Source organism: Kitasatospora sp. NPDC022785, from assembly GCF_055561295.1.
Window position 1 is genome coordinate 132,467 of the sequence record NZ_JBVHHB010000003.1, and the last position, 24,709, is coordinate 157,175.

Genomic DNA, 24,709 nt, shown 5'->3' on the forward strand with positions numbered 1-24,709 from the left:
CCCTCACTTCAGCTGCCGGAGCCTGCGAAAGCGATCATCCTATCGAGGCGCGGGAGGCCTTTCGACGGGAAGTGCCGCCGGTGTGGGCGCCCTGACGAGGAGCGTGGTCGGGCGTGGGGTGCCTCCGCTCCCATGGCGTCCGCCGGTCCCATGGCGTCCGACGGTTCCTCCGTGGTCATCGACTGTGGACATGCTCACTCCCTCGCCTCCGGCCGCCCGGAGCCCGGCCGCGTGCGGAATACTCGCCGGTACCCGCCGCGGCCGGTACCCTCGCCGGCCCCCGGAGCGGGAGCGCGACCGGCCCGGACCGGTACCCGCCGAGACCACAAGGACGACAAGGAGCTTCGATGGCGAAGCAGCCCCGGATCGACCCGGCCGACCTCCTCGCCGTCGGTGACCTGCTCACCGACGAGGAACGACTGATCCGCGACACCGTACGGAAGTTCACCGAGGAGCGGATCCGCCCGCACCTGGCCGACTGGTTCGAGCGCGGCGTCTTCCCGGCCCGCGAACTCGCCCCCGAACTCGGCGCCCTCGGTGTGCTCGGCATGCACCTCGACGGCTACGGCTGCACCGGCTCCACCGCCGTCGCCTACGGGGTCGCCTGCATGGAGCTGGAGGCCGCCGACTCCGGGCTGCGCAGCTTCGTGTCCGTCCAGGGCTCGCTGGCGATGCGCTCGATCCACGCCTACGGCTCCGAGGAGCAGAAGCAGCGCTGGCTGCCCGGCATGGCCGCCGGCGAGCTCATCGGCTGCTTCGGCCTCACCGAGCCCGACTTCGGCTCCGACCCGGCCAACATGCGTACCCGCGCCCGCCGCAAGGGCGCCGGCGAGGGCGCCGACTGGGTGCTCTCCGGCTCCAAGATGTGGATCACCAACGGCAGCATCTCCGACGTCGCCGTCGTCTGGGCGCAGACCGAGGACGGCGTCCGCGGCTTCCTGGTCGAGCCCGGTACCCCCGGCTTCACCGCCACCGACGTGCACGGAAAGCTCTCGCTGCGCGCTTCGGTCACCAGCGAGCTGGCCTTCGACGAGGTCGTGCTGCCCGCCGACGCCGTCCTGCCCGGCGTGACCGGCCTGCGCGGACCGCTCTCCTCCCTCAACGAGGCCCGCTACGGCATCCTCTGGGGCACCGTCGGGGCCGCCCGCGACTGCTACACCGCCGCGCTCGACTACGCCAAGAGCCGCGTCCAGTTCGACCGCCCGATCGCAGGCTTCCAGCTCACCCAGCAGAAGCTGGTCGAGATGATGATGGAGGTGGAGAAGGCCTACCTGGTCGCGCTGCGGATCGGCCGCCTGAAGGACGAGGGCGCGGCCCGCCCGGCCCACGTCAGCTTCGGCAAGCTCAACAACGTGCGCGCCGCGCTGGAGATCGCCCGCAGCGCCCGCACGGTGCTCGGCGCCAACGGCATCACCACCGAGTACCCGGTGCTGCGGCACGCCAACAACCTGGAGTCGGTGCTGACCTACGAGGGCACCAGCGAGATCCACACCCTTGTCCTCGGCGAGGCCATCACCGGCGAGTCGGCCTACCGCTGACCCGCCGCTCCGCCCCCGAAATCCGGTGGCCGGGCCGACGCCGGCCCGGCTACCGTCCCTCCCTATGGCCAGCCGGACGCCCCTCACCTCCCCGACCACGACCCTCTGGCGCCCCACCGGGCCCGAGGAGTTGGCCCTGGTCGAGGCCTCCAGTCGGCGCGTGTGGCCGCCCCGCCTGCCCGACCAGCCGATCTTCTACCCGGTGCTCAATGAGGACTACGCGATCCGGATCGCCCGCGACTGGAACGTCCCCGCCTCCGGTGTGGGGTACGTGACCCGGTTCGAGGTGGACACCGCCTTCCTGGCCCGCTACCCGGTGCAGCAGGCCGGCGGCCGGACGATCCTCGAACTCTGGGTGCCGGCCGAGGAGTTGCCGGAGTTCAACCGGCACATCGTCGGCCGCATCGAGGTCGTCCACGAGTTCCGGCCCGCCCCGTGAGGGCCCGCCCCGTGACGGCCCGCCCCGTGACGGCCCGCCCCGTGACGGCCGTCGCGCGGGAGGCCGTCACCCGGCCGGCCGGTGCGCGACCCGCCGGGGCGCCCGTGCTGCTCACCTCGGCCCAGGAGACGAGCACCACCGCCCTCCTCGCCGAGGCCGCGGCCGCACGCGGGCTGGAGACCGCCCTCCTCACCGGCCCGGCCACCGTGGACCGGCTGGCCGGGCGGCCCGTCCACTGGTACGGCGGCCCGATCGCCGCCGCCCGGATCGCCGCGCCGCTCGGCCTCGCCCTGCTCGAACCCGAGGACGACTGGCCGGCCGGGCTGCCCGAGGAGTTCACCGGCCGGCGGATCGAACTGACCACCCTCGCCGAGGCGTGGAAGCTCACCCGGCCCGCCTTCGTGAAACCGCCCGCCGACAAGTCCCTCCCGCCCGCCGTCTACGCCGACGGCTCCCGCCTGCCGCGCCACGGCGAGCGGATCGGGCCGGACACGGCCGTGCTGGTCAGCGACCCGGTGACGTTCGGCTCCGAGTACCGGCTCTTCGTCCTCGACGGCGAGGTGGTCACGGGCAGCCGCTACGCCCGCTTCGGCAGGCTCGACCCCGGCCCGCTCACCGCGGAGGCCACCGCCTTCGCCCGCCGCCTGCTCGCCGCCGTCGGCGAGGGCCTGCCCAGCGCCGTCGCCCTCGACGTCGGCCCGCTGCTCGACCCGTACGACGCGGCCGAGCGCTGGGCCGTCGTCGAGGCCAACATGCCGTGGTTCGCCCACTCCTACGCGGCCGACCCGGCCCGCGTCCTGGACGTGGTCCTGCGCGCGGCCGGCCCGGTGGCCGCGCTGCGCCCCGCCGACCGCCGGTTCGTCCGGCCGGCGGCTGACGGCTGACGGCTGACGGCTGACGGATGCCGGCATCCGTCACCCGTTCGCGCGCCGTCGCCCGACGCTCCACCCGCCGCGGTCCGGACACCCGCCGTTCCCTCCGGCGACACCGGTCGGTACCCCGGGCAGTGCAGCATGTCGCGGTCGGCGGCGCCTGCGAGGGTGCGGCCGGGCGCACCGCGAAAGGAACCCCCACATGTCCATGCCTCCGCCGCCCCGACCCCGGGTCCTCGTCGTCGGGATCGACGGCGTCCGGTACGACCTGCTGGAGCAGGTCCCGATGCCGCGGCTGGCGGAGGTGGCCGCGGCCGGGTTCCTGGCCCCCGTCACGGTGGCGGAGTCCACGCCCACCATGTCCGGACCCTGCTGGGCCACCATCGTCACCGGCGTCGAGCCCGCCAAGCACGGCGTCTGGGGCAACCACCTGGCCGGCAACCGGCTCGACGTCTTCCCCGACTTCGCCACCCGCCTGGCCCGGCAGGACCGCCGCCGTACCTTCGTCGCCGCCGGCTGGGACCCGCTGATGATCAGCGAGTCCGGCGGCCCGCTGTTCCGCGCCCCCGGCCGCCTCTCCTACGTCGCCCCCGCCGAGGACACCCCCGAGGCGTGGGAGGCCGTGGACGAGGAGGTCACCCGGGAGGCCGTGCACGTCCTCTCCACCGCCGACCCGGAGGCGTCCTTCGTCTACCTCGGCGCCGTCGACGAGACCGCCCACTTCCTCGGCTGCGGCGACGAGTACCGGGCGTCCATGCGCACCGCCGACCAGCGCCTCGGCCGGCTGCTCGACGCCGTCCGCGGCCGGGCCGGCCACGCCGACGAGGCGTGGACGGTCATCGTCGTCACCGACCACGGCCACGTCGACGCCGGCGGCCACGGCGGCCGTACCCCCGAGGAGCGCACCGCCTGGGTGGCCTGCGCCGGTCCCGGCATCCCCGCCGCCCCGCCCGCCGGAGAGATCCGCCACCCGGACGTCGCCGCCCAGGTCTACGCGTCCCTCGGACGGCCCATCGACCCGCACTGGACGCTCGACGGCCGCCCGTTCCCGGTGGCCAGGCCCGTCCCGGCAGGCGCCTGAAAGCCGCCCTCACCGGGCCCGCCGGGCGGCTCGCCCGTCCCGGGGAACCCTGAGGCCGGGGCGCCGCGTGTCCCCCTGAAGGGGGAGACCGTCCCCCTACGGTCGGAGGGACGGTCTCGACCTTCAGGTGACGCCCCGGCAGTCCACGGTGGGTCAGGATGGAGTCACCCCGACGGACCGGACGGCACTGCCGCACGGCACGGGACCGCGAACACGCGGCGGACGGGCACGGCGCGGCCGGACGAGCGGCAGGCACTGCGGACACCGGCAGCGGTGGTACCGAACAGGAGAGGGCAGGGCGGGGCATGAACGGCATCGTGAGCAAGGTCGCACTCGGGATCGCGGGCACGGGCATGGCCGTCGCCGTCGCGGCCGTCGCGGTCGGCCCGCGGGTCTCCGAGTGGTACGACGGCCGCCACCAGGAGCAGGTCACCTACGCCACGGGCAGCGACGCCAAGGCCGGCCGGCACGCGACGCCGGCCTGGCTGCCCGACAACGCGTCCTCCGTCCGGTACCTGATGTCCACCACCGGCGACGACCGCCTGCTGAGCGCCACCCTGCCGGACGGCCGGCTGCCCGCCGGCTGCAACACCGTCGAGCCGGGCCGCAGCGCCCGGCCGGCGCCGGCCGCACTGAAGGCGGGCTGGTTCCCGGCGGGCGTCACCACGAAGGTCACCGGCACCTGCGGGCACTACAACGTCACCCTGACCGGCAACCAGCTGTACGCCTGGCAGGACGGCGCCGCCGTCCAGGCCGCCCAGCGCGCGGGGCGGCAGCCCAAGCACTGAGCCGGGCGACGGGGCCGGGCGGCGGGGCCGGGCGCCGGGCCCGGCCGGCCGGCGGTGAGCCGCGCGGCCGTCCCCGGGTATCGCGAGCCCGGTCCGCTGGGGTAGGACGGAGCGAGGACAAACCCGCGCCCGCCCCGTGAGGAGCCCCATGCCTGGTCCGACCGCCGGCCCCGCCGGCGAGACGTCGACCGCCCCCACCACCCCCGCCGGCTCCGGCCGCACCGGCAGTGCCCCCGGCCGCGCCACCGTCGCCGTCCTCGGCGGCCTCGTCGCCCTCGGCCCGCTCACCACCGACCTCTACCTGCCGGGCCTGCCCGCGATCGCCGAGGACCTCGCCGTCGAACCGGCCGCCGTCCAGCTCACCCTCACGGCCTCGATGTTCGGCGTCGCCGCCGGCCAGCTGATCTTCGGACCGCTCAGCGACCGCTTCGGCCGCCGGCCGCCGCTGCTCGCCGGACTCGCCGTCTACACCGTGGCCAGTGTCGTCTGCGTCATCGCCCCCACCCTGCCCGTCCTGGTCGCCGCCCGCTTCGTCCAGGGCGCCGCCGGCGCGGCGGGGCTGGTCATCGGCCGCGCCGTCGCCCGGGACCGCTTCCAGGGCGTCGCCATGCTGCGCTTCCTCGCCTCGATCAGCCTGATATCCGGCCTCGCACCGATCCTCGCCCCGCTCTTCGGCGCGCAACTGCTCCGCGTCACCTCCTGGCGCGGCACCTTCGGCGCCCTCACCGCGCTCGGCCTGCTGCTCACCCTGATCGCCCTCGCCGCCCTGCGCGAGACCCTGCCGCCCGCCGACCGCCACCGCGGCGGGCTCACCGGCACGCTGCGCACCATGGGCCGGCTGCTCGGCGATCCGCCGTTCCTCGGCCTCGTCCTGACCAGCACCTTCGCCTTCGGCTCGCTGTTCGGCTACATCAGCGGCTCCTCGGTGGTGCTCCAGCACGTCTACCACGTCTCGCCGCAGACCTACAGCCTGCTCTTCGGCCTCAACTCGCTGGCCATCGTCGGCGTCACCCAGCTCAACGGCCGCGTGCTGGCACGTCGCTTCACCGCCGGCGCCCTGATGCTCACGGGGCTCTGCGCGGCGGTCACCGCCGGGGTGGCCCTGGTCCTGGTCACCGCCGTCTGGGACTTCGGTCTGGCCGGGGTCTGCCCGGCCCTGTTCGTGCTGATGGGCAGCCTCGGCGTGATCCTCCCCAACACCGCCGCCCAGGCCCTCAGCCTCGTCCCGCCGCAGTCCGCAGGCTCGGCCTCGGCCCTCCTCGGCACCGGCAACTTCCTCTGCGGCGCGCTCGTGGCCCCGCTCAGCAGCCTGGGCGGCCGGCCGTCGGCGGTCCTGCTCGCCACGGTGGTCCTCGTCTGCGCCCTCCTGGCCGCCGGCTCCTACCTCGTGCTCTGCCGCCGCGAGCCGGTGCCGGCCGGTGCGACGCCCGCGTCGGCGGGCTGAGGGGAGCGGCCGGCGCCGACGCGCCGCCGGGGGCGCCGCGACGGGTGGTCGCGGCACCCCCGGCGGGGTGGCCGGTCACTGCGGGACGGCCCCTACCGGCAGGGTCAGGCGATGGCGAAGTCGTCGCCGTAGACGTTGCCCTGGCCGTACCAGCCGTGCACGTACACCGTGACGGTGCCGGAGGCGCCGGTGGTGAACGGGACGGTCAGCCTGGTCCAGCCCGAGGCGTTGGCCCAGGTGCCGGCGGTGGCGCCGCCGCTCACGCCGAGATAGGCGTAGTTGCCCTGCACCCAGCCGCTCAGCGTGTACGAGGTGTTGGGCTTGAGCGTCACGGTCTGCGTGCACTGGCCGGTCTGGCCGGCGCCGGCCGCCGCCCGGAGGGCGTAGGAGCCGGAGTGCGCCGGGGTGGAGACCACCGCGCCGCCGCTCTGGCAGGTCCAGGGGGAGAGGCCGCCGGTCTCCAGGCCACCGTTGACCAGGCCGCCGGGCGGGGTGCCGCCGGTGACGGTCAGGTTGTAGGTGCCGGTGTGGCTGCCGGAGGGGGCGTTGCCGGCGATCGTCAGCGGGTAACTTCCCGCTGCGGTGGCGGCGGTGGTGGTGATGTTGAGGGTGGCGGAGCTGCCGGCGGTGACGCTGCCGGGGGTGATGGTGGCGGTGACGCCAGAGGGGGCGCCGGTGACGGTGAGGTTGACACTCTGCGCGGATCCGGCCGTCACGGCGGTGGAGATGGTCGCACTGGTGGACGAACCGGCATTCACCGTACCGGAGTTCGGGTTCACGGCGACCGAGAAGTCGTTGCCGACCGGGGTGTTGCCGGTGAACGGCGCGAAGATGTGCGTGAAGTCCCAGGTGCCCTGGCCGATCCCCGAGCAGTCGTCCCGGCCGCCGGTGCCCGGGCAGCCGCCGTTGTCACGCTGGAGGGCCCAGAAGGAGAGCGTGTTGATGCCCTTCGAGACCGCCCAGTTGTACACCGTGGTGGCGTTGGCGACGGTGAAGGTCTCGGCTGCGCCGAAGTCGTCGATGCCGACCATCTCGGTGATGCCGATCGAACCCCACAGCTGGGCGGGGGTCTTGGCCGGGTAGAGCTTGGCCAGCTGGTTGTAGAGGCCGGTCGCCGCGGTCTGGGTGTCGGCGGCCATGTCGTGGGCGGCGTTGTCGTAGTAGTCGAAGGTCATCAGGTTGACGACGTCGATCCGGGCGTTGTTGCCGACCGCGTTCTTCAGCACCGCCAGGCCGCTGGGGGCCAGGCCGCCGGTGGTGGTCGGCAGCGTGTAGGAGAACTGGACCGAGCGGCCGTTGGCGGCGGCCCAGTCCTGCACCAGCTTGATCGCCTTGTTGCGGCGGTCGATGCCGGCGGTGTTGGTCAGCGAGTTGTCCTCGATGTCGAGGTCGATCCGGCTGATGTCGTAGGTGGTGATGACGTTCTCGAAGGCGGCCGCGATCTGGTTCACGTCGGTGCAGCTGTCGGCCAGTTCGGTGCCGGTGTTGTCGGCCGTGTAGCCGCCGAAGGACGGGATCACGTCGCCGCCGCCCGCCCGGATGGTGGCGATGTCGGCGCCGAAGGAGGACGGGGCGACGGGCAGCCCGGTGTCGCCGTTCCAGTACGGGGTGCACGAGCCCTTGGTGGCGGCCTGCAGGAACGCCATCGTCAGGTGCTTGGCGCCGGACTGGGCGGCCAGCGCGGCCGGGCTCTGGCCGGTCCAGGACTCGAAGTACGGGGCGAACACCCGGCTCGGCAGCGGGGTCGCGGCCTCGGCCGGTCCCGTACCGGCGGCGACCAGCCCGGCCGACGCGACCAGCGTGGCACAGGCGGTCAGGGCGGCCTGGATCGTTCTGCGTAGACGCATGGATTCTCCAACAGACTTGGTGGGGCAGGACGTTGGTGAACTGCTGAACTGCGCTGTGGGAATGCCGGGTGCCGACTTTCCCGGTTGCCGGCGTGCGGAGTCGCCGGCGTGAGGTGCGGCCGGCATGCGGAATCGCCGACGTGCGGTCTCGCCGACGTGCGGAGGGGGGCGTGCGGGAGCCGTGGCGGGGCGGGCGTGCCGGTGTGCGGGCACGCGTACGCCGTTCGGGGGAGGAGCAGGGCAGGGCAGTGCCTCGGCCGCCGGTGGTCACACCCCCACAGTGCATCCCGGTCGGATCGACATGCATATGATTGGACTAGACCAGTTCTCTGTCAAGACTCCTGACAGTTCGTCGGCGGACGGGAAACGGGAGGCCTCCTGGAATCCAGGAGACCTCCCGTTCGTCACTGCCGTGGTCGGAGCCCGTCGGCGGTGCACCCGTCCTTGCCGCCCCTGCGGGGGAGTTCGAACTCTGCGGGGGTGTGGTGTGCCGTGGCCGCGCGCAGGTCGTCGCGCGCGGCCACGGCCCGCCCGGCGCTCAGGACACCGGGCTGCACGAGGGGTGCGGATCCGGGCCGATCAGGCCGGAGGGCAGAGGGTGGCGCGCAGGGCGTCGAGGATCTTTTCGGCCTTCTCGGCGCCGAAGCCCTGCGGGTGGTCCGGCGCGGTGAAGCGCTGGTTGGCCAGCTCGACCAGCTTGGCGCGGTCCTTGGGGAACTGGTACATCGACTGGCACTGGTTGCGGGCCCGGTCGACGGCCTGTTCGGGCTTGCCGCCGACGATCGCCGGGTCGATCGCGTTCAGCGCGGTGACCAGCTTGGCGGTGACGTCGTCGCCCGGCTTGGCGGGCAGTCCGGCGTCGGTCGGCGGGGCGGGCTTGGGCGGCGCCGGGGTCTCGGCGGCATCGGGGGCGCCGGGCGACGAGGCCGCCGCGGGCGACGATCCGTCGGGGGCGCCGGGGGTGGGGGTGGCCGGCGTGGTCGCGGCGGGCGGCGCGGTGGTGTCGCCGGTGGCCGGGGCGCTCGCGGCGCCGGTGGCGGGCGTGGTGGCGGCGGCAGGGGCGGTGGCGGGGGCGGTGGGGGTGCCGCTCGCGGAGGCGCCGGTCGCGGTGGTGCCGGAGCCCGAGCTGGAGCAGGCGGCGAGGCTCACCGCGGCGAACGCCGTGAGGGTGGCGGCGAGGAGACGAGTGCGCATTCCGCCACACTGTCATGTTCGCGCCGCCCAAGGGAAGATCCTCAGACGTGGGAAAGGGGCCCGGGAAGCAGGTGCGGGACGGGAGCGGACGAGGCAGGGGTCACGGGAGCGGGAGGCAGGCGCCGGTAGAGGCGTCGGGGGGCAGGTGCGGGCAACGGCGTCGGGGAGCACGGGGGCGACGGCGCGGGCGGAAGCGGGAGCGCGGCGGCCCGGGGATCACCCCCGGAGCCGCCCCGCACCTGCCGGGCCCGGCCCGACCGGGCTCAGCCCAGCCCGTTGGTCTTCAGCCACTCCTTGGCCACCGCCGACGGGTCCTCCTTGTCGATGGCGACCTTCCGCATCAGTGACAGCAGCCCCGCCGTGTCCAGCTTGGCCGACACGGCGTTGAGCGCGGCCGTCGCGGTGGCGTCCACGCCCGCCTTGTTGACCAGCGGCGTGACGTTCTGCGCGCCGAACAGGCCCTTCGGGTCGGTCAGCGGCACGAGCTTCAGCTGGGCGATCTTCGGGTCGGTGGAGAACACGTTGCCGACCTGGATCGAGCCGTCCTTGACCGCGTTGGCGGTGGTCTCGCCGGTGGGCTTCCACTCCTTGAAGGTCAGCCCGTAGACGTCCTTGAGCGGCTGCTCCTGGCGGGACTTGAACTCCGGCGGGCCGCCGATGGTGAACTCGCCCGCCTTGGCGGCCAGGTCGGTGATGGTCTTCAGGTTGTACTTGTCGGCGCTCTCCTGGCTGATGCTCAGGGTGTCCTTGTCCTCGGCGGGCGAGGACTCCAGGAGCCCCAGCGAGGCCGGCAGGGCCTTCGCCAGCGCGGCGTTGACGTCCTCCTTGGCCGGCGAGGACGCCGTGCCGCCCAGGTAGGTGAGGAGCGCGCCGTTGTACTCGGGCAGCACCGTCAGGCTGCCGTTCTGCAGCTGCCCGTAGAGCACCTCGCGGCTGCCGATGTTGAACTTCTCCTCGACCTTGACGCCCTTGGCCTTCAGCGCCTGCGAGTAGATCGAGCCGAGCAGCACGTTCTCGGGGAAGTTCGCCGAGCCGACCACCACGGTCGAGCCGGAGCCTCCGGAGCCGCCCGCGCCGGACGCGGCCGCCGACGAGGAGCCGCCGCCGAGCGGGTCGCCGCCGGAGGAGGAGCAGGCGGTGGCGCCGAGGGCGAGCGCGGCGAGGGTGGCGAGAGCCAGGGCCCGGCGGCCGCTTCTGCGGCGTGCGGAAGTCGACATGGTGATGTGTGTCCTTTCGAGTGCGTGAACGAGGATCAGCCGGCCCGGCGCTGGGCACGCAGCCCGGGCGGGAGCGCGTACCGGGCGAGCAGGGCGAAGAAGAGCTGGACGCCGACCGCGAGCAGCACCACCAGCAGTGCGCCGCCCGCCGTGACGGCGTAGTTCCGGGTGGCCAGCCCGTCGATGACGTAGCGGCCGAGGCCGCCGAGGCCGACGTACGCGGCGACCGTGGCCGTCGCGATCACCTGGACGGTCGCGGTCCGGAAGCCGGCCAGCAGGGTGGGCAGCGCGGAGGGCAGGCAGACCTGCCGGAGCACCTGCGGGTGCGTCAGCCCGACGCCGCGCGCCGCGTCCCGGACGTCCGGGTCGGTGCCGCGGACCCCCTCGACGGCGGCCACCAGCAGCGGCGGCGCGGCGAGCGCGACCAGCGGCACCAGGACGGCGGTGTCGCCGACCCCGGCCAGCAGAACCGCCAGCGTCACCAGCCCGAGCGTGGGCAGTGCGCGGGCGGCGCCGGCCAGCGAGGTCACGGCGGCCGCGCCCCGTCCGGTGTAACCGATCAGCAGGCCGAGCGGGACGGCCAGCAGGGCCGCCCAGAGCAGCGCCTCGCCGGAGAGCAGCAGGTGCTCGGTGACGCGGTGCACGATGGAGTCCGGCCCGCTGCGGCGGTCCGGGGAGGAGAAGAAGTCCCCCAGCCAGGAGAACCAGTTCACCGGACGGCCCCCTTCTCTCGGACGGCCCACGGCGCGAGCAGCCGCCGGGCGCCCAGCAGCAGCAGGTCGACGGCCAGTGCCAGCAGGACGATCAGCACGATGCCGGCCACGATCGGGGTCGGGAAGGTGCGCTGGAAGCCGTCGATGAACAGGTAGCCCAGCCCGCCGCGGCCGATCAGCGCGCCGACGCTGGCCAGCGAGATGCTGGAGACCGCGGCCACCCGCAGCCCCGCCACCAGGTACGGCACGGCGGCGGGCAGTTCGACGCCGGCCAGCCGGTGCCACGGCCCGTAGCCCATCGCGGTCGCCGCCTGCCGGACCGGTTCGGGGACGGCGCGCAGCCCGTCCACCGTCGTCGGCAGCAGGACGGCCACGGCGTAGAAGGTGAGCGGGATCATCACGGTCGCCTGGGTGGCCAGCCCGGTGTAGGGGATGAGCAGCACGAAGACGGCCACCGAGGGCAGCGCGTAGACGACGTTGAAGACGGCGGCGAACGGCTGGTAGAGCCGGGGGAAGCGTGCGCAGAGCAGGCCGAGCGGGACGGCCAGCAGCAGGCCGATCAGCACCGGGAGCAGGGCGATCACCGCGTGGTCGGCGAGCAGGTCGCCGAGGTAGCCGAGGTGGTCGCCGATCCAGTACCAGCGGACGAGCGGTTCATCGTCCACCGCCGACTCCGTCCGTCGCGGTCGAGGCGGCACCGTCGGCCGGGGTCGGGGTGGCTCCGTCCGACGGGGTCGACGCGGCTCCGTCCGCCGGGGGCCGGGGGGCCGCCTTCGGTCCGGCCGCCTTCGCGGGGGCGGGCGCTGCCGCCAGCGCGGCGAGGACGGCCTCGCGGCTCGCGGTCCCGGTGGCCCGGCCGTCGGCGTCCAGCGCGACGGCGACGCCGGCGGGGGAGAGGACGGTGGCGTCGAGCGCGCTGCGCAGGGTGTCGCTCTCGGGTCGGTAGCCGGCCGCCGGGTGCAGGGTGGCGATGGCCGCGTCGCGGTCGATCCAGCCGATCGGGCGGCGCTCGTCGTCCAGTGCCAACTCCCAGCCGCCGTAGCGCAGCCCGTCGGACACCGGGCGGACGGTGACGGCGGTGGCGGGGCGCAGCCCGAGGCCGCGCAGGCCGCGGTCACGGCCGAGGAAGGCGGCCACGCCGTCGTCGGCGGGCGCGGTGAGCAGTGTGTGCGGGTCGGCGAGCTGGGCGATCCGGCCCTGTTCGCGCAGGACGACGACCTGGTCGCCGAGCCGCACGGCCTCCTCGATGTCGTGCGTCACGAACAGCACCGTCTTGTGCAGTTCGGACTGGAGCCGCAGCAACTCGTCCTGGAGCCCGGCGCGGACCACCGGGTCGACGGCGCTGAACGGCTCGTCCATCAGCAGGACCGGCGGGTCGGCGGCCAGGGCGCGGGCCACGCCGACGCGCTGCTGCTGGCCGCCGGAGAGTTGGAACGGGTACCGCTTGCCGGTCTCGGGCGCCAGCCCGACCAGCTCCAGCAGCTCGGCGGCCCGGGCGCGGGCCTTCTTGCGGTCCCAGCCGAGGAGGTAGGGGACGGTGGCGACGTTGTCGATCACCCTGCGGTGCGGGAAGAGCCCGGCCTGCTGGATCACGTAGCCGATGCCGCGGCGCAGCTTGGCGGGCTCCAGCTGGGCGACGTCCGTGCCGTCGAGCAGCACCCGGCCCGAGGTCGGCTCGACCATCCGGTTGACCATGCGCAGCAGGGTCGTCTTGCCGCAGCCGGAGGGGCCGACCAGCACGGTTATCCGGCCGGTGGGGACGTCGAGGTCCAGGCTCCCGACGGCGATGGTGCCGTCGGGGTGGCGCTTGCCGGCGCCGTCGAATCTGATCACGGGGAGTTTCCTCGTCTCGGTGCCCCGTGGTGGCGGCGCCGATGGTGGCGGTCTGTCGGTCGGTGGCGGTTTGTCGACACTTGACGGTGCGTAGCGCATCCGTCGGTCTGTCATATCAACTGCCCGGACGTTCTTCCGCCCGCGTGGCTGCCCAGCATCGGACCGGCGGAAACTCCGATCAGACTATGACCTGGATCATCTCCTGTCTCCGGCATACCACTCGGGCGGGCCTCCCCGGCGCCGGACGACCGGCCGGTGGGGCCGGTGGGACCGGTGGGGTGGACCCGGCCGGTCCGGGGCCGGCGGCGACGGTGGCCCCGGACCCGCTCGGGCCGCGTCCGGAGGCCCCGCCGTGTTGAGCCCGGCTGAGCCCGGCCCCGTCCGGCTGAGCCCCGGGCCTCAGCCGCCGGGCCGGGTCGGCAGCCCCGCGGCGGCCCAGCCGACGAAACCGCCGTCCAGGTCCGTCGCCCGGTGCAGCCCCAGCTCGCGCAGCGAGGCGGCGGCCAGACTCGAGGCGTAGCCCTCCGAGCAGACCACGACCACCTCCACGTCGTACCCCGTCGCCTCCGGGATCCGGTGGCTGCCGGTCGGATCGAGCCGCCACTCCAGCACATTGCGCTCGATCACCAGCGCCCCCGGGATCTCCCCCTCGGCCGCCCGCTGCGCCGCCGGCCGGATGTCCACCAGCAGCGCGCCGTCCAGCTGCGCCTGGTAGGCCTCCCGGGCCCCGGGCCGGTGGACGCCCTCGCGGGCACGCTCCACCAGGTCGTCAATCGTGGTCACCACTGCTCCGGTCCTTCCTGCGAGGTGCGGACCAGGCCGCCGGCCCGCAGGTCGTAGTGCGCCATCGAGCTCAGCGGCGGCGAGTAGGCGTGCAGGGTGACGGCCGGGCCTGAGGCCGTGTTGCGGACGTCGTGCACGTATTCGGGGCCGAACGCCCGGGCGGTGCCGGCCGGCACCCGGCGGATCAGCAGGCCCTGCTCGGGCCCGCCGAGCGAGAGCTCCTCCAACTCGCCGAGCGCGACGGTGAACGCGCCGCGCGAGCCGCCGTGGTCGTGGAACCCGGTGGACTGGCCCGGCAGCCAGCTGATCAGCCAGACCTCGTGGTCGTCGTCGGCCGCCAGCCGCCGGTACCAGCGCTCGTCGGTGGAGAGCCGGACGTGCTGGATCCACCGGTCGGGCCGCTCGGCCAGCTCGCGGACGATCGTGCGCAGGGCGTTGGGCGTGAGCGGGGAGCGGGTCTCCTCGGTGGCGGCGGGCGCCGCCACCGAGGTCGCGGTGGTGGTGGACGTCGTGGTGTCTGCGGTGTCGGTCGCGGTGTCGGCCGCGGTGTCGGCTGCGAGGTCCAGGCTCATGTGGGCGTCCTCGGGGAAGGCGGAGCGAGTGGAGGGCGGGTGGCCGTGCCCGGGCGCGGATGCAGGTGTGCCGCGGACGAGCGGGGCGGGCACGGGTGCGCCGGGCGGGGCGCGTCAGGAATGCGGGTGCGCGGTGCGGGCCCTGGCAGACGTCACAGGGTGGGACCGGCGGGGAAAGGCAGGGTCAACAGGCACAGATGGAACTCGCCTGGCGTCGCAGATCGACGTGCAGGCGGCAGACCAGAGTGGTGCCGGAGTCCATGCGCCGGATCCTTCCCGACGGGAAGGGCACGAGTCAAGCGAGCCCGTCACCCCTGCGTGGCGCTCCGGGGCGCGGGCGGGGCCGGCGCCGGGACGTGCGGCCGGGTGCGGGGGGTGTTCGGCGGGGCGTTCTGCTCGGTGCCCGGCTGCACGGTGGGCGCCGCCGCGCCCGGGGGCGGCGGCGCGGGGGAGGGCACACCGGGGCCGGTGCCGGCCAGTGCCGCCTTGATCACGGGCGCGGCCTGCTCGCCCAGGTGGCGGCCCAGCGTCTGGTAGGCGTCGAACTGCCGGTGGTCGAACCACTGGTCGCTGGTGGAGTCGTTGGGGAAGGCCGGGTTGGCCACCGCGTACGAATGCAGCTCGTAGGGCATGTCGGCGGTCAGCACGGCCTGGACGACGATCAGCGTGCCGAGGTTCCCGCCGCCCCCGCCCCCGCCGCGGGAGCGCTCGCCGTCCTTGCCGCCCCCACCGTCCTCGCCGCCCTCGCCGTTCTCGTCCGGGACGGTGAGCGCGTCCGGGTAGTGGATGGACCCGGTGATCACCGTCCGGGCGGAGAGACGCTCGGCCAGGCGTGCCGCCAGACCGTGCAGCGACTGCCCGTCCGCGCTGCCGGGGATCAGCAGTTCGGGCTCGTGGAGGGTGATGGTGATGCCCAGCTCCTCGCGGGCGAGCGTGATCGCCGCCGCCAGCGTGGCCGCGTAGGAGGTGTCCCCGCTGGCGTCGATGCAGACCGCGGTGCGGACGCCGTGCCGGAGCAGCTCGACCAGCCCGAGGTTCTCGTAGTGGCCGCCGTCGGTGGTGAGCAGGAACCGGCCGTCCATCGGGAACCGCCCGCACAGCTCGCGCAGTTGGTACGGGAGCCGGCGGACGGCGGGCTGCGGCGCGCGCCGCCAGTCGCGGTCGGGCGCCCAGAGCGGTCCGAGGACGGCCGGGTTGGGCAGCCAGCTGCCGAGCCGGGCGTTGGTGACCGCGAACAGGCCCTGGTAGGCGCGGGACTGACGCCCCATCGCCGAGGAGAACGCGGCGCCCGAGACGGCCATCGCGGACTGCACGGTGAGGTCCCGGGCGATGTGCCGCCGGGTGCGCCGCTCCAGCAGGTCCGTCCGGGCGTAGCCGACGTCCGGCCCGCCCACGTAGTCGTACGAGAAGGTGAACGAGACGGCCCGGCGCCCGGGCGGCGTACGGGAGTTGCCGGAGAGGTTGGCCGCCGCCGCGAACACCACCTGCGGGAAGCCGGGGTGCCGGGCGCCGTAGTGGCTGAGCCGGGTCTGCTCGCGGAAGAAGTGGTACGGCCGGGCCAGCACCTCGCCGTCCTCGGTGGAGCGGCGGACGGCGAACGCGGAGGCGAGCCGGCGCCGGTAGAACGGGTGCAGGCCCATCCAGGTCTGATCGAGGTTGAGCCCGACCGATCCGAGCACGAGCGGCAGCAGCACCTGGGCGGCGGCCGGCCAGGCGTGCCCGGTGGCGACCGCCCAGCCGAGGGCGAGCAGCGCGCCCGCAGACAGCGCGGCCAGCGCCGACCAGACGAGCAGGTACTCGGCGATCCGGCTGCCGATCCCGCCGCCGATGCGGCCGGCGCCGTGCACCAGCCCGCCGAGCGCCGCCGCGCCCTGCTCGACGGCCCGGCGCCCGTGCCAGAGGATGCCGAGCAGCACCGCGAGGTAGCTGAGCAGGACGGTGAGGCTGATGCCCGCGCCGGTCTGCCGGGCGCCGACCGCGAGCGCCGCCTGGAGCCGGACCGCGCCCCAGGCGAGCCCGGGCACCACCAGGACGCCGACGGCCAGCAGCGCCGCCAGCGCCAGCGCGCCGTGGGAGAGCCGGCGCAGCGCGCGCGGCAGCAGGGTGTTCCAGCCGAGCAGTGAGAAGGCCAGCAGCCAGAGCAGCCAGCAGGCGACGGCGGCCGCGAGCAGCCCGAGCAGCGCCAGTACGGCCGGCGCCCGGACGGTGAGCGGGCCGGGCACGGCGGCCTCGCCGGTGCGCAGGCCGACGGCGGCCAGGCCGTCGAGGTCGGCCAGCGGCACGAGGTGGTAGAAGCGGCTGAGCCCGAGACCGATCACCAGGACGGTGGCGAGCAGCAGGGTGAGCGCCGCGACCAGGCCGCGCAGCAGCGTCCCGAGGGCGACCAGCCACTGCCCGGCGCCGTCCGCCAGGTACTTGGCGTGCCGGCGCAGGTGGTCCTCCTCCGGGGAGCCGGGCTCCAGGACGTCGTCCGCCGTCAGGCCGGAGACGGCGTGCACCGGGCCTCCGGGCGCCGCGTCGCTGAGCGCCAGTTGCAGCGCGCCGACGGTGTAGCCGCCGCCGGAGACGGACACCAGGTAGCGGGCCTGTTTCAGCCAGGGCCGCAGCTCCTGGAGGGCGCCGAGGGTGATGCAGGCGGAGCGGATGCCGCCGCCGGAGACGCAGAACCCCAGCCGGGCGTGCTCCCGGCCCGGCGGCACCACGGCGCCGTTGCGCCAGCGGGCGCGGTGGTCGAGCGGCGGGCTCGCGCGGCGGCCGGGCGGCCAGTGCCCGCCGCGGGCGGTGGCCACCGGCCAGGGCGGGACCAGTGCGGGCGCCCCGGGGGTCACGGGGGGATCGGCGGCGGCCTCGGCCGGGTGGCGCAGCAGGGCGCGCAGGGCACGGTGGAGGGTGACGCCGACGATGACCAGGGCGATCGCCGCGGCCGGCAGGAGCAGCAGCCACCTGACTGCGGCGAGCGCGGACGCGGCGGCGAAGGGGGCGTCGGAGCCGGCCGCGTCCACCCCGTCCAGCCCCGCGCCCAGCAGCGCGTTCCCGGTGAGGCCGCAGGCACCCGCGAGCAGCCCGGCGCCGCCGCAGGCGAGCGCGGTGAGCCGCCAGTGCGGCCGGGTGAGCACGTACCGGCCCAGCAGCCCGGCCGCGGCGAGTGTCAGGGTGCAGCCGCCGAGCAGCCACCAGCCGGCCGCCAGGGCCGAGCGGTACGCCGAGAGCTGCCCGCCGGCCACGGCCTCGGCGGCCGCCCGGGTGCCGGCCAGCTCCAGGGCCACGCCCCGTACGGCGGGGGCCCAGTGGCGGTACAGCAGCCACCCCAGTGCGAGCGGCACGGGCACACCGAGCGCGAGCAGCAGGCCGGCCCAGGGCGGCACCGGGCAGCGCGGTACGGACGCGGAGAGCTCCTCGGACACCGCCACCACGACCACCTCCCCGTGCACCACCCGGGACCCGGCCGCCGGGGCGGCGCGGATCACTGTCGGCCACTGCCCGGTGACGTACCGGAGCAGCATCATGGCGCGTACTACCCCGATACGCAGTACCCCGCACAGGATTCACCCGGATGAGTAAGGAGAGTCCTAGCGGGGTAGATGACCGTTTCATCCCATCTACTCGACCCTGCGTGTCCGCGTGAGAAGACCGCCCCAGCCGCGTTGCGTCCGACGTATTGTCAGGCCACCGAGGCCGGGCCTACGGTCTACGCACCACGTTCTACGCACGTAGATGCATTGGCCGGCACACGTGTGAACCCGCAGCCAGAACCGCCCCGTCAACCCTCAGACCGCAGGCCCGACCCCCCGGCCGGGCCACGGAGTTGCGGAGGTACCCATGTCGCAGATCGTCCGCGCCGCCCTCGTCCAGACCCGGTGGACCGGGGACCAGGAGACGATGATCGCCCTCCACGAGCGGTACGCCCGTGAGGCCGCCGCCCAGGGTGCGAAGATCATCGGATTCCAGGAGGTGTTCAACGCCCCCTACTTCTGTCAGGTCCAGGAGCCCGAGCACTACCGCTGGGCCGAGGCCGTGCCCGACGGCCCCACCGTCCGCCGGATGCAGGACCTCGCCCGCGAACTCGGCCTCGTCGTGGTCGTCCCCGTCTACGAGGAGGACCAGCCCGGCGTCTACTACAACACCGCCGCCGTGATCGACGCCGACGGCCGCTACCTCGGCAAGTACCGCAAGCACCACATCCCCCAGGTCAAGGGCTTCTGGGAGAAGTACTACTTCAAGCCCGGCAACCTCGGCTGGCCCGTCTTCGACACCGCCGTCGGCAAGGTCGGCGTCTACATCTGCTACGACCGCCACTTCCCCGAGGGCTGGCGCGCCCTGGGCCTGGCCGGCGCCCAGATCGTCTACAACCCCTCCGCCACCAGCCGCGGCCTCTCCGCCTACCTCTGGCAGCTCGAACAGCCCGCCGCCGCCGTCGCCAACGAGTACTTCGTCGCCGCCATCAACCGGGTCGGCACCGAGGAGTACGGCGACAACGACTTCTACGGCACGTCCTACTTCGTCGACCCGCGCGGCCAGTTCGTCGGCGACGTCGCCTCCGACAAGGAGGAGGAGCTCGTCGTCCGCGACCTCGACCTCGACCTCATCGAAGAGGTCCGCCGGCAGTGGGCGTTCTACCGCGACCGCCGCCCCGAGGCCTACGGACCCCTGACCGAGGCGTGAGAGGGGCCGCACCGTGACCACCCGTACCGTCATCCGCGGCGGCCTCGTCATCACCGCCGCCGACGAACTCCACGCCGACGTCCTGGTCGAGGGCGAACGCATCGTGGCCCTCGCCGCCACCGGCAGCGACGCCGCCCTCGCCTGGACCGCCGACACCGTCATCGACGCCACCGGCCACTACGTCATCCCCGGTGGCGTCGACGCCCACACCCACATGGAGCTGCCCTTCGGCGGCACCGCCGCCTCCGACACCTTCGAGACCGGCACCCGTGCCGCCGCCTGGGGCGGCACCACCACCATCGTCGACTTCGCCGTCCAGCCCGTCGGCGGCTCCCTGCGCGAGGGCCTCGACGCCTGGCACGCCAAGGCCGACGGGAACTGCGCCGTCGACTACGCCTTCCACACCATCGTCTCCGACGTCAACGACGGCGTCCTCAAGGAGATGGACGCCCTCGTGGACTCCGGCGAGTCCACCTCCTTCAAGCTCTTCATGGCCTACCCCGGCGTCTTCTACAGCGACGACGGGCGCATCCTGCGCGCCATGCAGCGCGGCGCCGCCAACGGCGGGCTGATCATGATGCACGCCGAGAACGGCATCGCCATCGACGTGCTGGTCGAACAGGCCCTCGCCGCCGGCCGGACCGCCCCCCGCTACCACGGAGAAGTCCGCCGCGAACTCCTGGAGGCCGAGGCCACCCACCGCGCCATCAAGCTCGCCCAGGTCGCCGGCAGCCCCCTCTACGTCGTCCACGTCTCCGCCGCTTCCGCGCTCGCCGAACTCACCCGCGCCCGCGACGACGGCCACAACGTCTTCGGCGAGACCTGCCCCCAGTACCTCTTCCTCTCCACCGACAACCTCGCCGAGGAGGGCGCCGACGGCTTCGAGGGCGCCAAGTACGTGTGCAGCACCCCGCTGCGGCCCCGCGAACACCAGGCCGCACTCTGGCGCGGCCTGCGTACCAACGACCTCCAGGTGGTCTCCACCGACCACTGCCCGTTCTGCTACGTGGGCCAGAAGGAGCTCGGCCGCGGTGACTTCTCCAAGATCCCCAACGGCCTGCCCGGCGTGGAGAACCGCATGGACCTCCTCCACCAGGCCGTGGTCGACGGACACCTCACCCGCCGCCGCTGGATCGAGATCGCCTGCACCACCCCGGCCCGGATGTTCGGCCTCCACCCGCGCAAGGGCACCATCGCCCCCGGCGCCGACGCCGACCTGGTCGTCTACGACCCCACCGCCGTGCAGACCGTCTCCGCCGCCACCCACCACATGAACGTCGACTACTCGGCCTACGAAGGCCGTCGACTCACCGGCCGCGCCCGGACGGTGATCTCCCGAGGCACCGTCGTCCTCGACGACGGCCGGTGGCTCGGCCGTGCCGGCCACGGCACCTTCCTGCGCCGCGACACCTGCCAGTACCTGGTCTGACCCCGGTCCGACCTCCGCCGCCGCCCGGGGCCGGGCTCTCCGGCCCCGGGCCCGGCACACCCGCCCGGTCCGGCGCATCCAGCCGGGCCGGCCACCCGCCCGGTCCGGGACGCCCACCCGGCCCCGGGGCCCGGCAGACCCACCCGGCCCCGGCCGCACGCCCGGCCGGGCCCGGAGCCCGGCACCTCCCGGGCACACCTCCCCGCCCCCGAAGCCCCTGGAGCCCTCATGGACATCGGCCTCGTCCTGCAGACCGACCCGCCCGCCCGCCTGCTCATCGACCGCATGATCCGCGCCGAACGGGCCGGCTTCACCCATGGCTGGACCTTCGACTCCTGCGTCCTGTGGCAGGAACCCTTCGTCATCTACAGTCGCATCCTCGCCGAGACGACGAAGCTGACCGTCGGCACCATGGTCACCAACCCCTCCACCCGCACCTGGGAGGTCACCGCCTCCCTCTTCGCCACCCTCAACGACATGTACGGCAACCGCACCGTCTGCGGCATCGGCCGCGGCGACTCCGCCATGCGCGTCGCCGGCCGCCGCCCCGCCACCCTCGCCCGGCTCTCCGAAGCCATGCACGCCATCAAGGAACTGGCCGAAGGCCGCACCGTCGAGGTCGACGGCACCGACATGCACCTGCCCTGGGTCCGCCCCGGCGCCCGGCTGCCCGTCTGGATGGGTGCGTACGGACCGAAGGCGCTCAACCTGACGGGACGTCAAGCCGACGGGTTCATCCTCCAACTAGCCGACCCCTACCTCACCGAGTTCATGATCAAGGCCGTGCGCAACGCCGCCGCCGAAGCCGGCCGCGACCCCGACGGCGTCACCATCTGCGTCGCCGCCCCCGCCTACGTCACCACCGACGACTCCCCGCAGGCCCTCGCCCACGCCCGCGAACAGTGCCGCTGGTTCGGCGGCATGGTCGGCAACCACGTCGCCGACCTCGTCACCCACTACGGCGAGCACTCCGCCCTCGTCCCCGACGCCCTCACCGACTACATCAAGGGCCGCCAAGGCTACGACTACAGTCACCACGGCCGGGCCGGGAACCCCGACACCGCCTTCGTCCCCGACGAGATCGTCGACCGCTTCTGCCTCATCGGCCCGGTCGAGGCCCAACGCGAACGCCTCCACCAGCTCCGCGCCCTCGGCGTCGACCAGTTCGCCGTCTACGCCATGCACGACGCCGTCGAAGCCACCATCGACGCCTACGGCACCGACGTCATCCCCCAGTTGCGCGAAGGTACCCGTCAGTGACCGGCACCGCCGCGATAGGGGGCGGCTCCGCGCAGCCGGCACGCCAGCTCCAGCACGCCGACGGCCGGGTCGAGTTGGACCCGGCCGCCCCGGCCCTGCCCGCCAACGGCTACACCAACGACGACCTGCGCCCCGTCCCGGTCGGCCGCCGCACCTGGACCACCTACAACTTCCTCGCCCTCTGGGTCGGCATGGCCCACAACATCCCGTCCTGGACCCTAGCCTCCGGCCTCGTCGCCCTCGGCATGGACTGGAAACAGGCCGTCCTCACCATCGCCCTCGCCAACCTCATCGTGCTCGCGCCGATGCTGCTCACCGGCCACGCGGGCACCAAGTACGGCATCCCCTTCCCGGTCTTCGCCCGCGCCTCCTTCGGCCTGCGCGGCGCCAACCTGCCCGCCCTCCTGCGGGCCGCCGTCGCCTGCGCCTGGTTCGGCATCCAGACCTGGATCGGCGGCGAGGGAATCTTCCTGCTCGCCGGCAAGCTCTTCGGCGAATCCTGGCGCACCGCCGCCGAGTTCGGCGGCTATCCGTGGACGCAGTGGCTCTCCTTCCTGCTGTTCTGGCTGGTCGAGATGGCCGTCATCGCCCGCGGCATGGAGACCCTGCGCCGTTTCGAGAACTGGGCCGCGCCCTTCGTCATCGTCGGCGCCCTCGCCCTGCTCGTCTGGATCACCGTCAAGGCGGGCGGCTTCGGCCCGCTGCTCGACCAACCCTCCCGGCTCGGCTGGGACGGCGACTTCTGGAAGGTCTTCTTCCCCGCCCTCATGGGCATGATCGGGTTCTGGTCGACCCTCTCCCTCAACATCCCCGACTTCACCCGCTTCGGCGGCAGCCAGCGCGCGCAGATCCGCGGCCAGGCCCTCGGCCTGCCCACCACCATGACCCTCTTCGCGCTGCTCTCCGTCCTCGTCACCTCCGGCTCGCAGGCCGTCTACGGCGAACCCCTCTGGGACCCGATCGCGCTCGCCGCCAGGATGGAGAACCCGGCCGGCATCCTGTTCGCCCTGCTGACCGTCCTCGTCGCGACCCTCTCCGTCAACATCGCCGCCAACGTGGTCTCACCCGCCTACGACCTCGCCAACCTGATGCCGCGCCTCGTCAACTTCCGCACCGGGGCGCTGATCACGGGTGTCATCGGGATCGCCGTCCTCCCCTGGAAACTGATCTCCGACCCGCACGTCTACATCTTCACCTGGCTCGGCGTCGTCGGCGGCCTGCTCGGCACCGTCGCCGGTGTCCTCATCGCCGACTACTGGCTCCTGCGTCGCACCCGCCTCCACCTCGCCGACCTCTACCGCCCGCACGGCGCCTACTGGTACACCGCCGGCTGGAACTGGCGCGCCGTCACCGCCCTGCTGGCCGGCGGCCTCCTCGCCGTCGGCGGCTCCCACGGCGGCCCCTTCCCGGCGGACGGTCTCGTCCCGTTCCTCGAACCCCTCGCGGACTACGGCTGGGCCGTCGGTCTCACCACGTCCCTGGCCCTCTACACGGCACTCACCGTGACGACGGGGCGCGGCACCCGCGCGTGACCACGGGCGCCGCCGCCCGCCGCCCGCCGGGCGGCGCCACCGGTGGGGCGTCCTCCGTGGGGGTGCCGTCGGTTGGGCGGGGCTCGTGGGGGCGCCGTCGGTTCGGCGGGGCGCCGTCCGTGGGGAGGCCAGGCGGGCTCAGCCGCCGAGCCGCTCGACAGCGGCGAGGACCTTCGCCGTGCCGTCCTCGCTCGCGAGGGTGGCGGCGACCGAGCGGGCGCGGGTGCGGTAGCGGGGATCGTCGACGGCCTGCCGGATCGCGCCGGCCAGGCGGGCCGTCGTGAGCGCGGGGAGGGGGACGGGCCCCGGCGTGGTGCCCAGGCGGGCGAGGCGGGCGGACCAGAACGGGGCGTCCAGCTGGGCCGGGACGGGGACGGCCGGTGTGCCGGCGCGGAGCGTGGCGGCGGTGGTGCCGGCCCCGGCGTGGTGGACGACGACGGCCGCGCGGCGGAAGAGCCACTCGTGCGGGGCGTCGTCGATGGTGAGGACGGTGTCGCTGTCCGGTGCGCCGAGGCCGCTCCAGCCGGACTGCAGGACGACGCGGACGCGGGCCGCCCGGGCGGCGGCGAGGACGGTGGCGGTGACGCGCTCGGGGTCGGGGACGACCAGGCTCCCGAAGCCGACGAAGACGGGCGGCGGCCCGGCGGCGAGGAAGTCGGCGAGCCGGGGCGGGGGTTGCCAGCCGGGGTCGGGCCGCGGCCACCAGTAGCCGGCGACGTCGAGGCCGGGACGCCAGTCGGCGGGGCGCGGGACGACGGCGGGGGAGAAGCCGTGCAGGACGGGGTGGTGGCGCCGGGCCCGTGCGATGCTGCGCGCCGGCAGGCCCAGCCGGCGCCGGAGCCGGCGCACCGCGGGGGCGAAGAGGCGGTCGGTGGTGGCCTGGACGGCGTGGCCGGCGAGCAGGTTCCCGGTGCGGCCCAGCGACCGGGTGCCCGTCACGGCTGGGGCGAACTCCCGGGTGGGGGAGAGGGGTTGGAGGTAGAGGCCGAGGGTGGGGATGCCGGCGGCCTCGGCGGCGACCTGGCCGAGCGCGGAGGTGGTGCTGGTGGTGAGGAGGAGGTCGGCGCCCAGCTCGGTGGCGGCGGCGATGCCGTCGCCGAGGGCGGGCATGAAGGCGCGCCCGAGGCGCAGGAGTTGGAGGATGGCGAGCGGTCCGGCGCCGGCCTGGAGGAGGCGCTGGCCGCGGGTGGAGGCGAGTTCGGCGCGCGGGTCGACGGGGAGGGCGCGGAACTCCAGCCCGGCCGCGCGGACGGAGTCGGCGAAGGTGGCGTGGGTCGCGACGGCGACCTGATGGCCGGCCGCGTGCAGCCGGGCGCCGAGTCCGGCGAAGGGGGCGACGTCGCCCCGGGACCCGGCGGTGGCGATCAGGATGCGCATGGCCGCAGTATCGCGGCCCGGGTCCCTCCGGGGGCGGGTGCCGCGCCCGGCGCACCGGAACCGCACGGGCGCACGGGTGCGTCCTTCGCAGCAGGAGCGGCCCGGACGGGACCGCCGTCGTGGTGCCG

The 24,709-nt window shown here is 74.4% G+C and carries 21 protein-coding genes; 10 read left to right on the forward strand and 11 right to left on the reverse strand.

Annotated elements, in window-relative coordinates; genetic code table 11:
- Positions 1-347: 347 nt before the first annotated feature.
- From ACZ3YO_RS06250 to ACZ3YO_RS06275, 6 genes are all read left to right on the forward strand, one after another.
- A complete protein-coding gene (locus ACZ3YO_RS06250; protein ID WP_465544568.1) occupies positions 348-1,538 on the forward strand; it encodes an acyl-CoA dehydrogenase family protein in 1,191 nt (396 codons plus the stop codon).
- A 64-nt stretch (positions 1,539-1,602) separates the two neighbouring features.
- On the forward strand, positions 1,603-1,977 hold the full coding sequence (locus ACZ3YO_RS06255) for a hypothetical protein (RefSeq protein ID WP_465565509.1): 375 nt from the start codon (positions 1,603-1,605) through the stop codon (positions 1,975-1,977).
- Between the two features lie 104 nt (positions 1,978-2,081).
- Positions 2,082-2,861 carry an ATP-grasp domain-containing protein gene (locus tag ACZ3YO_RS06260; RefSeq protein WP_465566268.1) on the forward strand — a complete coding sequence of 260 codons (780 nt, stop codon included), beginning with the start codon at positions 2,082-2,084 and terminating at the stop codon, positions 2,859-2,861.
- Between the two features lie 190 nt (positions 2,862-3,051).
- Positions 3,052-3,930 (forward strand): alkaline phosphatase family protein, encoded by an 879-nt coding sequence (locus ACZ3YO_RS06265; RefSeq protein ID WP_465565512.1) that lies wholly within the window; start codon positions 3,052-3,054, stop codon positions 3,928-3,930.
- Positions 3,931-4,247: 317 nt separating this feature from the next.
- Entirely contained in the window at positions 4,248-4,718 is a 471-nt protein-coding gene (locus ACZ3YO_RS06270) for a hypothetical protein (RefSeq protein WP_396319810.1), read from the forward strand.
- A gap of 148 nt (positions 4,719-4,866) precedes the next feature.
- Positions 4,867-6,162 (forward strand): multidrug effflux MFS transporter, encoded by a 1,296-nt coding sequence (locus ACZ3YO_RS06275; protein ID WP_465565515.1) that lies wholly within the window; start codon positions 4,867-4,869, stop codon positions 6,160-6,162.
- 104 nt (positions 6,163-6,266) lie between these two features.
- Here the strand turns inward: ACZ3YO_RS06275 and ACZ3YO_RS06280 are convergent, their stop codons facing one another.
- From ACZ3YO_RS06280 to ACZ3YO_RS06325, 10 genes are all read right to left on the reverse strand, one after another.
- The gene (locus ACZ3YO_RS06280) at positions 6,267-8,009 is read right to left on the reverse strand and encodes a glycosyl hydrolase family 18 protein (protein WP_465565518.1); all 1,743 of its coding nucleotides are present in this window, start codon (positions 8,007-8,009) and stop codon (positions 6,267-6,269) included.
- 579 nt (positions 8,010-8,588) lie between these two features.
- Positions 8,589-9,203 carry a hypothetical protein gene (locus ACZ3YO_RS06285; protein WP_465565521.1) on the reverse strand — a complete coding sequence of 205 codons (615 nt, stop codon included), beginning with the start codon at positions 9,201-9,203 and terminating at the stop codon, positions 8,589-8,591.
- 263 nt (positions 9,204-9,466) lie between these two features.
- The gene (locus ACZ3YO_RS06290) at positions 9,467-10,420 is read right to left on the reverse strand and encodes an ABC transporter substrate-binding protein (RefSeq protein WP_465565524.1); all 954 of its coding nucleotides are present in this window, start codon (positions 10,418-10,420) and stop codon (positions 9,467-9,469) included.
- A 35-nt stretch (positions 10,421-10,455) separates the two neighbouring features.
- Entirely contained in the window at positions 10,456-11,133 is a 678-nt protein-coding gene (locus ACZ3YO_RS06295) for an ABC transporter permease (protein WP_396319815.1), read from the reverse strand.
- Positions 11,130-11,798: an ABC transporter permease gene (locus tag ACZ3YO_RS06300; RefSeq protein ID WP_465565528.1), complete on the reverse strand. Its 669-nt coding sequence runs from the start codon at positions 11,796-11,798 to the stop codon at positions 11,130-11,132. Before ACZ3YO_RS06300 ends, ACZ3YO_RS06295 begins: the two co-directional genes overlap by 4 nt.
- Positions 11,788-12,966, reverse strand: a complete 1,179-nt coding sequence (locus ACZ3YO_RS06305; protein WP_465565531.1) for an ABC transporter ATP-binding protein — start codon at positions 12,964-12,966, stop codon at positions 11,788-11,790. Before ACZ3YO_RS06305 ends, ACZ3YO_RS06300 begins: the two co-directional genes overlap by 11 nt.
- 399 nt (positions 12,967-13,365) lie before the next feature.
- Positions 13,366-13,752 carry a rhodanese-like domain-containing protein gene (locus ACZ3YO_RS06310; RefSeq protein ID WP_465544588.1) on the reverse strand — a complete coding sequence of 129 codons (387 nt, stop codon included), beginning with the start codon at positions 13,750-13,752 and terminating at the stop codon, positions 13,366-13,368.
- Positions 13,746-14,321 (reverse strand): cysteine dioxygenase, encoded by a 576-nt coding sequence (locus ACZ3YO_RS06315; RefSeq protein WP_465565534.1) that lies wholly within the window; start codon positions 14,319-14,321, stop codon positions 13,746-13,748. Before ACZ3YO_RS06315 ends, ACZ3YO_RS06310 begins: the two co-directional genes overlap by 7 nt.
- 184 nt (positions 14,322-14,505) lie before the next feature.
- A complete protein-coding gene (locus tag ACZ3YO_RS06320) occupies positions 14,506-14,583 on the reverse strand; it encodes a putative leader peptide (protein ID WP_101948289.1) in 78 nt (25 codons plus the stop codon).
- A gap of 46 nt (positions 14,584-14,629) precedes the next feature.
- Positions 14,630-17,827 (reverse strand): hypothetical protein, encoded by a 3,198-nt coding sequence (locus tag ACZ3YO_RS06325; protein ID WP_465565537.1) that lies wholly within the window; start codon positions 17,825-17,827, stop codon positions 14,630-14,632.
- Between the two features lie 313 nt (positions 17,828-18,140).
- On the opposite strand from ACZ3YO_RS06325, the gene ACZ3YO_RS06330 reads away from it, so the two are divergent.
- The 4 genes from ACZ3YO_RS06330 to ACZ3YO_RS06345 all read left to right on the forward strand — a co-directional run bounded on the left by ACZ3YO_RS06330 (position 18,141) and on the right by ACZ3YO_RS06345 (position 23,204).
- Positions 18,141-18,983 carry a nitrilase-related carbon-nitrogen hydrolase gene (locus ACZ3YO_RS06330; protein WP_396319821.1) on the forward strand — a complete coding sequence of 281 codons (843 nt, stop codon included), beginning with the start codon at positions 18,141-18,143 and terminating at the stop codon, positions 18,981-18,983.
- A 13-nt stretch (positions 18,984-18,996) separates the two neighbouring features.
- Complete coding sequence (gene hydA / locus ACZ3YO_RS06335) at positions 18,997-20,412, forward strand: dihydropyrimidinase (protein WP_465544594.1); 1,416 nt, start codon at positions 18,997-18,999, stop codon at positions 20,410-20,412.
- Positions 20,413-20,640: 228 nt separating this feature from the next.
- Positions 20,641-21,672 carry a TIGR03842 family LLM class F420-dependent oxidoreductase gene (locus tag ACZ3YO_RS06340; RefSeq protein ID WP_465544596.1) on the forward strand — a complete coding sequence of 344 codons (1,032 nt, stop codon included), beginning with the start codon at positions 20,641-20,643 and terminating at the stop codon, positions 21,670-21,672.
- A gap of 14 nt (positions 21,673-21,686) precedes the next feature.
- The gene (locus tag ACZ3YO_RS06345; protein WP_465566271.1) at positions 21,687-23,204 is read left to right on the forward strand and encodes an NCS1 family nucleobase:cation symporter-1; all 1,518 of its coding nucleotides are present in this window, start codon (positions 21,687-21,689) and stop codon (positions 23,202-23,204) included.
- Positions 23,205-23,342: 138 nt separating this feature from the next.
- Here the strand turns inward: ACZ3YO_RS06345 and ACZ3YO_RS06350 are convergent, their stop codons facing one another.
- A complete protein-coding gene (locus tag ACZ3YO_RS06350) occupies positions 23,343-24,581 on the reverse strand; it encodes a glycosyltransferase (RefSeq protein WP_465565542.1) in 1,239 nt (412 codons plus the stop codon).
- Between the last annotated feature and the right edge of the window lie 128 nt (positions 24,582-24,709).